Source organism: Streptomyces niveus, assembly GCF_001723055.1.
Lineage (GTDB): Bacteria > Actinomycetota > Actinomycetes > Streptomycetales > Streptomycetaceae > Streptomyces > Streptomyces niveus.
In genome coordinates this window covers 62,883-69,952 of record NZ_MDCR01000015.1, presented here as the reverse complement: position 1 = coordinate 69,952, position 7,070 = coordinate 62,883, and the positions used below count along the sequence as shown (strand labels likewise).

Annotated in this window: 6 protein-coding genes and 1 tRNA gene; 3 read left to right on the top strand and 4 right to left on the bottom strand. The window is 71.9% G+C overall.

Annotated elements, in window-relative coordinates; genetic code table 11:
* Nucleotides 1-71: 71 nt before the first annotated feature.
* Both BHU15_RS02340 and BHU15_RS02335 read left to right on the top strand, forming a co-directional pair.
* A complete protein-coding gene (locus tag BHU15_RS02340) occupies nt 72-254 on the top strand; it encodes a hypothetical protein (RefSeq protein WP_023541420.1) in 183 nt (60 codons plus the stop codon).
* Nucleotides 251-1,504 carry an MFS transporter gene (locus BHU15_RS02335; protein WP_079127825.1) on the top strand — a complete coding sequence of 418 codons (1,254 nt, stop codon included), beginning with the start codon at nt 251-253 and terminating at the stop codon, nt 1,502-1,504. The genes BHU15_RS02340 and BHU15_RS02335 overlap by 4 nt, the downstream gene beginning before the upstream one ends.
* Nucleotides 1,505-1,533: 29 nt before the next feature.
* Here the strand turns inward: BHU15_RS02335 and BHU15_RS02330 are convergent, their stop codons facing one another.
* From BHU15_RS02330 to BHU15_RS02315, 4 genes are all read right to left on the bottom strand, one after another.
* On the bottom strand, nt 1,534-2,331 hold the full coding sequence (locus BHU15_RS02330) for a S16 family serine protease (RefSeq protein ID WP_069625609.1): 798 nt from the start codon (nt 2,329-2,331) through the stop codon (nt 1,534-1,536).
* A gap of 43 nt (nt 2,332-2,374) precedes the next feature.
* Nucleotides 2,375-3,016 (bottom strand): IclR family transcriptional regulator, encoded by a 642-nt coding sequence (locus tag BHU15_RS02325; RefSeq protein ID WP_023541417.1) that lies wholly within the window; start codon nt 3,014-3,016, stop codon nt 2,375-2,377.
* A gap of 393 nt (nt 3,017-3,409) precedes the next feature.
* On the bottom strand, nt 3,410-5,194 hold the full coding sequence (locus BHU15_RS02320) for a DEAD/DEAH box helicase (protein ID WP_069625613.1): 1,785 nt from the start codon (nt 5,192-5,194) through the stop codon (nt 3,410-3,412).
* Between the two features lie 137 nt (nt 5,195-5,331).
* Complete coding sequence (locus BHU15_RS02315) at nt 5,332-6,810, bottom strand: MFS transporter (RefSeq protein ID WP_069625608.1); 1,479 nt, start codon at nt 6,808-6,810, stop codon at nt 5,332-5,334.
* 181 nt (nt 6,811-6,991) lie between these two features.
* Between BHU15_RS02315 and BHU15_RS02310 the strand changes: the two genes are divergently transcribed.
* Nucleotides 6,992-7,063 (top strand) — tRNA-Cys (locus BHU15_RS02310).
* Nucleotides 7,064-7,070: the final 7 nt, after the last annotated feature.

Below are 7,070 nucleotides of genomic sequence, written 5' to 3'. Positions count from 1 at the left end.
CCCCCCTCCCTCTTACCTCTCACCTCTCCCCCTCTCCTCAGCACACCCGCCGCGCGAAGGGTCGATTTGTCATGCCATTTTCCGACATCCATCTCCAGCTCCACGCCATACGCGCAACCGAACTGCACGCCGAGGCGGCCACGCACCTCCCCCAGGACAGGCCCCTGCGCCTCCGACTGGGCTGGCTGCTGGTCGAGTTGGGCCTCCGCCTCGTCCAACACCCGGCACGGACCCCCCGTATCCGCGCCGTATGAACGCCGGACAGATACGGCGGTGGCCACTCACCGCCGTACTGACGGCCAACGCCATCTCCGCCACGGGCCGGACACTGAGCATGATCGGCATCCCGTGGTTCGTCCTCCAGACCACCGGCAGCGCCGGCCGCGCGGGTGTGGTGGCCTTCTGCGCCACCCTCCCGGTCGTCCTCGCGGCGCTCATCGGCGGGCCCGTCATCGACCGGATCGGCCGGCGCCGGGTCTCGATCGCGTCCGACCTGCTGTGCGCGCTGTCCGTCGGGGCGATCCCCTTGCTGCACCGCGCCGACGCGCTGCCGTTCTGGTCGCTCTGCGCCCTGGTGGCACTCCACGGCCTCGCCCACACCCCCGGCGACACGGCCCGCTATGTCCTCGTCCCCGACCTCGCCGAGCACGCGGGCACCACGCTCACCCGCGCCGCGAGCCTCTTCGACGCCGTCGAACGCGGCGCCCGGATGCTCGGCGCGGCACTCGCGGGCCTGGTGATCGCCCTGCTCGGCGCCGAAGCCGCCCTGCTGCTCGACGCGTTGACGTTTCTGCTGTCGGCGCTGCTGATAGGCGCGGGGCTGCGCGGCGTACGGGGAGCGGGGCCGGTCAAGAACCTGCCGCGGGTCTCACCTCGCGGCTACGTCTCCGAACTCCGCGAGGGATACGCCTACTTGGCCCGCACCAGGCTGCTGGCGGCGGTCGTCGTCATGGTGATGGTCATGAACGGCATCGACCAGGGCTGGAACGCGGTCCTGCTCCCCGTCCACGCCGAACAGAACCTCGGCGGCGCGGCCGAACTGGGCCTGGTCGCGGCGGTGTTCGGGGCGGGCGGCCTGCTGGGGGCCCTGCTGTACGGCGCCGTAGGCCACCGCTTCACCCGCCGCGCTGTCCTCACCGTCGCCGTCCTGCTCTGCGGCGCACCGCGCTTCGCGGTGGCGGGCCTCACCGACTCCGTGACGGCGCTCGCCGTGGTCCTGGGCGCGGCGGGAGTGGCGGGCGGGATGATCAACCCGATCCTGACGACGGTGACGTACGAACGCGTCCCCGCCGAACTCCGCAGCCGGGTGGCGGGCGCGATGACCGCGGGCTGCGAACTGACCATGCCCCTGGGCGGCCTGACGGCGGGCCTGCTGGTCGAGAACGCGGGCCTGTCCCCCGCACTGCTGCTGCTGGGCGCCCTCTACCTGCTGGCGACCCTGAGCCCGCTCCTGCGCCCGGCCTGGCGCGATCTGGACATCCCGGCTGTCTCAACTCCCCGGTGACGCCGTGGCTGTGCCGGGCCGGCGCGGTGTCAGCAGCTCGGGACCTTGCCGCCCTTGTCCAGTGCGCGCAGTGACGAGATCGTGTCCTTCAGGGTTCGGACCGGGATCAGTCGCATGCCGGACGGGAGTTCGGACTGGGCGTCGGCGCACTCCGCCTCCGGGACCAGGAAGACCGTCGCGCCGTCGCGGGCCGCCGCCTGGGTCTTGAGGGAGACGCCGCCGACCTCGCCCACGGTGCCGTTCTCCTCGATCGTGCCCGTGCCCGCGATGTCCCGGCCGCCGGTGAGGTCACCGCCCGAGCCGTTGCCTTCGAGCAGGTCGACGATGCCGAGGGCGAAGAGGAGGCCCGCGCTGGGGCCGCCGACGTCGGCGAGGTGGAGGGTGACGTCGACCGAGTCGCGCGGCCGGCCGATCTGGTCGAGGGCCGCGTCGACGGCGACGTTCTGGGACTTCACCATCTCTTCGGTGTTGTGCTTCTGGATCTCCTTGTCGGACTGGCCCGCCGGGTACACGGAGTCGCGCGGCAGCACGGCCCGGTCGGTGCGGAACCAGCCGTCGAGCACATCGCCGAAGTCGACGTCGGCGGACGGTCCCGTCGCCAGGATCGTCGTCATCCGCAGCTGCCCCTCCGGCTCGCGGACCTTCGCGCCCTTGATCGTAATGACGGGTGTGTCCTTGTAGTCGCCGAGGACGTTCGCGGTCAGGCCGGGCTGGGCCACCGCGTACGGCAGCGGCGCCACCCCCACGACGACGAGCAGCGCGACGACGGGGACCGCCGAGAGGGCGAGGGTGCGGGGGCGCGAGAGGCCGGCGAGACGAGAGAGCACAGCGCCAATCTATCGGCCGCGCCCCGGGCGGCGCCTGCGGCCCTCAGCGCAGTGCGTCTGCCACCTCGCGCGCGGCGTCGACCACGCGCGGACCCACCCGCTCCGGTACGGAGTCGGCGAGCATCACCACGCCCACGCTGCCCTCGATCCCGGTCACGCCGACGAGCGCGGCGGCGGCGCCGCTGGCACCGGCCTCCAGTTCGCCGTGGGTCAGCGTGCACCGCGCCTCGGTGTACGAGCCCTGCCGGGCGGCCAGGATGGCCTTGCCCGCGGCGCCCCGGTCCAGCGGGTGCCGGAAACCGGCGCGGTACGCGACGTGGTAGTCCGTCCAGGTCGGCTCCACGACGGCGACGGCCAGCGCCTCGGCGCCGTCCACGAGCGTGAGGTGCGCGGTGGCGCCTATGTCCTCGGCGAGCGAACGCAGCGCGGGCAGCGCGGCCTCCCGTACGAGCGGATGCACCTGGCGGCCCAGCCGCAGCACCCCCAGGCCCACTCTGGCCCGGCCGCCCAGATCGCGGCGGACCAGCGCGTGCTGCTCCAGGGTGGCGAGAAGTCGGTAGACGACCGTGCGGTTGACGCCGAGTTTGTTGGACAACTCGGTGACGGTCAGCCCGTGGTCGGTGTCGGCGAGCAGTTTGAGGACGCGTAGTCCCCTGTCGAGCGTCTGGGAGGTTTCCGCGGTCACGACGCCCTCTCCTTCGGAGTTTCGGAGTGAGTGACGACGGCTCTCTCACGGAGGCTGCGGCGCCGGTCCCATCGGCGACGCACGGAGAGGCCGCCGGCAGGCAGGCCATGGCGCACCGGCTGCGCGCCGTGGCGGCGCTGCCACGGCGCGTGTGTATTGCCGGGACAGTAGCGATCCGTACCGCTCAGCGGAAGACCTCGTCCAGAATCCGGTCATGGGCGGTCAGTTGCTCCCTGTTCGCGTCGGAACAAGCCCCGAAAAGGGATTCGCGCCCACCAATCGCACGATTTCCCATGAATGGACGCGCGTAGAAACGCCCCGGAGACGTCGTCACGACGTCTCCGGGGCGGAAAAGAAAGGCGGAAAAAGATGTTCGTGAAGTGGTGTCCGGGGTCAGCGCATCCGGGTCGCCCACTCCTGAACCTTCTTGATCCGCTCGCGAAGCTGCCCGCCGGTGGCCTCCGCGCTGGGCGGCCCGCCGCACACCCGGCGCAGCTCGGTGTGGATCACTCCGTGCGGTTTGCCGCTCTGGTGGACGTACGCGCCGACCATCGTGTTGAGCTGCTTGCGCAGCTCCAGCAGCTCCTTGTGGGAGACCACGGGCCGCCGGTCGGCGGGCAGCTCCAGCAGATCCGCCTCCGCGTCGGGCTTCTTGCGGCTGTGCGCGATCTGCCGGGCCTGCCGCTTCTGGAGGAGCATCTGCACCTGGTCGGGTTCGAGGAGGCCGGGGATACCGAGGTAGTCCTGCTCCTCCTCGCTGCCGGGGTGCGCCTGCATGCCGAACTCGGCGCCGTCGTACAGCACCCGGTCGAAGACCGCGTCGGACTCCAGCGCCTCGAAGGGCAGCATGTCCTGTTCGCCGGTGTCCTCGTCGAGTTCGCGCTCCGCCTCCGCCATCTCCTTCTCGGACTCGGCGTACGGGTCGTCCTCGCCGGCCTTCTTCGGCTTGTCGAGTACGTGGTCGCGCTCCAGCTCCATCTCGCCGGCGAAGCCGAGGAGCCCGGGGATGGTGGGCAGGAAGACGGACGCGGTCTCGCCGCGCCTGCGGGAGCGGACGAAACGGCCGACGGCCTGCGCGAAGAACAGCGGTGTGGAGATGGTGGTGGCGTACACGCCGACGGCCAGGCGCGGCACGTCGACGCCCTCCGACACCATGCGGACGGCGACCATCCAGCGGTCCTCGCCAGCGCTGAAGTCGTCGATGCGCTTGGAGGCGGCGGCCTCGTCGGACAGGACGACGGTCGCCTTGGTGCCGGTGATCTCGCGGATGAGCTTGGCGTACGCGCGGGCCTGGTCCTGGTCGGTGGCGATGACCAGACCCCCCGCGTCCGGCATTGACTTGCGTACCTCGGTGAGCCGCTGGTCGGCGGCGCGCAGCACGTTGGGCATCCAGTCGCCGCGCGGGTCGAGCGCGGTGCGCCAGGCCTGCGAGATCGCGTCCTTGGTCATGGGCTCGCCGAGCTTGGCGGCGACCTCGTCGCCGGCCTTGGTGCGCCAGCGCATGTTGCCGCTGTAGCTGAGGAAGATGACGGGGCGCACGACGCCGTCGCCGAGCGCGTTGCCGTAGCCGTAGGTGTAGTCGGCGGAGGAGCGGCGGATGCCGTCGTTGCCCTCCTCGTACGCCACGAAGGGGATCGGGTTGGTGTCGGACCTGAAGGGCGTACCGGTCAGCGCGAGGCGCCTGGCGGCCGGTTCGAAGGCCTCAAGACACGCCTCGCCCCAGGACTTGGAGTCACCGGCGTGGTGGATCTCGTCGAGGATCACGAGGGTCTTGCGCTGCTCGCAGCGGTTGCGGTGGAGCATGGGGCGTACGCCGACACCCGCGTACGTCACGGCGACGCCCTGGTACTCCTTGCTCAACGCCCCCGCGCTGTAGTCCGGGTCGAGCTTGATCCCTATCCGCGCCGCGGCCTCCGCCCACTGCTTCTTCAGATGCTCCGTCGGCGCGACGACGGTGATCTGCTGCACGACGTGGTGGTGCAGCAGCCAGGACGCGAGGGTCAGCGCGAAGGTGGTCTTCCCGGCGCCGGGGGTCGCGACGGCGAGGAAGTCACGTGGCTGCTCCTGGAGATAGCGCTCCAGCGCCTTCTCCTGCCAGGCACGGAGCTTGTTGGCCGTGCCCCAGGGCGCGCGGCCGGGGAAGGCGGGTGAGAGGTGGTGGGAGGCGGTAGTAGTCACGGTCTCCGGTTCACGGACGCTCGGGTACTCGGACTGCACGGCTGTGCCGGGCTCAGATACGACAACCGGGCCACCCTACCGGCGCCCCGGCCCGATCCTCGTACGAACAAGCCGGGCCCGCGAAGGTGCGACCCGGGTCACACACCGTCCCGTACGACCCGTACCCGTGTCGCCACCCACACCCCCGCCAGCGCCACCGCGGCCATCGGGAGGAACACCGCGGCGAACGCCGCCGGGTGGGAGGCGTCCGTCGCGGTGAGGTCGTGGGCGCCCACCGCGCCGCCGCCCAGGGCCGCGAAAGCGGCGCCGCCCGCCGCCAGCAGCAGGACGTTCGACAGGCCGTCGGAGATCTGGAGCGCGGCGGAGTTGGTGCCCGCCTCCTCGGGAGGCGAGAGCTTCAGCAGCAGCACGCTCGTGGACGCGATCACCGCGCCCATGCCGAGGCAGCCGACCGCCCAGGCGACGCCGACGACCCAGACCGGGACCGACGCGATCAGCACGCTCGGCGCTGCGGCGATGGCGACGGCGACCAGCACCATGCCGCCCATCAGCAGGCGTTCGCGGTGCGGCTCCATCCGGGGGCGGGACTGGATGTACGAGCCGAGGGCCCAGGTCGCGCCGCCGACCGCCAGCGAGAGGCCCGCCAGCGTCGGGGACAGGCCCCGCTGGGTGACGAGCATCAGCGGGACGAAGCTCTCCGCCGCGATGAAGGAGCCAGCGGCGACGCCGCGCAGCAGGATCACCGACGGCATGCCCCGGGCGGCGCGGTAGGTGCCGTGCGGCAGCAGGCCGAGGACGGCGGGGACGATCAGCGCGGCGCCGGCGGCGCCGGGGAGCAGGGACCACCAGGTGAGGTCCTGGCCCGCGTACTGGAGCAGTCCGGCGCCGAGCGAGATCGCCAGCGCGAGGCGGATCCGGCGCCGGTCGAAGGCCGGTACAGGCTCCGAAGGGTCGGCCGGCCCGCTCGCCATCTGCCGGATCGCCGGCAGCGCGGTCGCCAGCGGGAGTATCACCAGGACCGGGATGCCGACGAACACCCAGCGCCAGCCGAGGTGTTCGGTGACCGTGCCGGAGGCAAGCGGTCCGACGACGGAGGGGATCACCCAGCTCGCGGCGAACGCGGCCATGATCGCGGGCCGCAGCCGTTCGGAGTAGGCGCGGCTGACGACGACGTACAGCGCGACGATCACCAGCCCGCCGCCGAGCCCCTGGACCGCGCGGCCCGCGATGAACAGCCACATGGCGCCGGCCGTGCCGGACAGCAGCAGCCCGAGCGCGAAGGCGGTGATCCCGGTGACGAGCGGCCTCAGCGGGCCGCTGCGGTCGGCCCACTGCCCGGAGAGCACCATCGCGAAGAGGCTGGTGGTGAAGTAGGCGGAGAAGGCGAACGCGTACAGCGAGACGCCCCGCAGCTCGCGCGCCGCAACCGGCATCGCGGTGCCGACGGCCGTCGCCTCGAAGGCGATCAGGAGGACGACGCAGATGATGCCGATGCTGAGCGCGCGGTGGGTCTTGCCGAGGATGCCGTCCTGGCCGGGGTCCGTGGCGACGGGTGGGGCTGCTTCGGTGGCGGCTTCGGTGGCGACGTCGGCGTCGCTCGGTTCCAGGGCGGTCATGGACTCAGCGTAAGGGGCATGAGGCCGGTTGAACCCTGTCGCTGGTCGCTTCGGACCTGGTCCCTTGGTCGTACGTCCCCGGCGCCGCTCATGAACGGCGTGTGGCAGTCGCGTTGCGGGGTGCCCGGCGCCCTTGAGGGCCGCACGCCGCGACGCCTACGGTCGGGTCATCGGCACGCACGGCCGTGTGCCCGAGTGGTTCAGGGGCTCGACTGCAAATCGAGTTACGTGGGTTCGATTCCCGCCACGGCCTCTGTGAG

Coding starts and splice junctions, on each gene's coding strand:
- BHU15_RS02335 (WP_079127825.1), top strand. CDS start 251: ATGAACGCCGGACAGATACGGCGGTGGCCACTCACCGCCGTACTGACG.
- BHU15_RS02340 (WP_023541420.1), top strand. CDS start 72: ATGCCATTTTCCGACATCCATCTCCAGCTCCACGCCATACGCGCAACC.
- BHU15_RS02315 (WP_069625608.1), bottom strand. CDS start 6,810: ATGACCGCCCTGGAACCGAGCGACGCCGACGTCGCCACCGAAGCCGCC.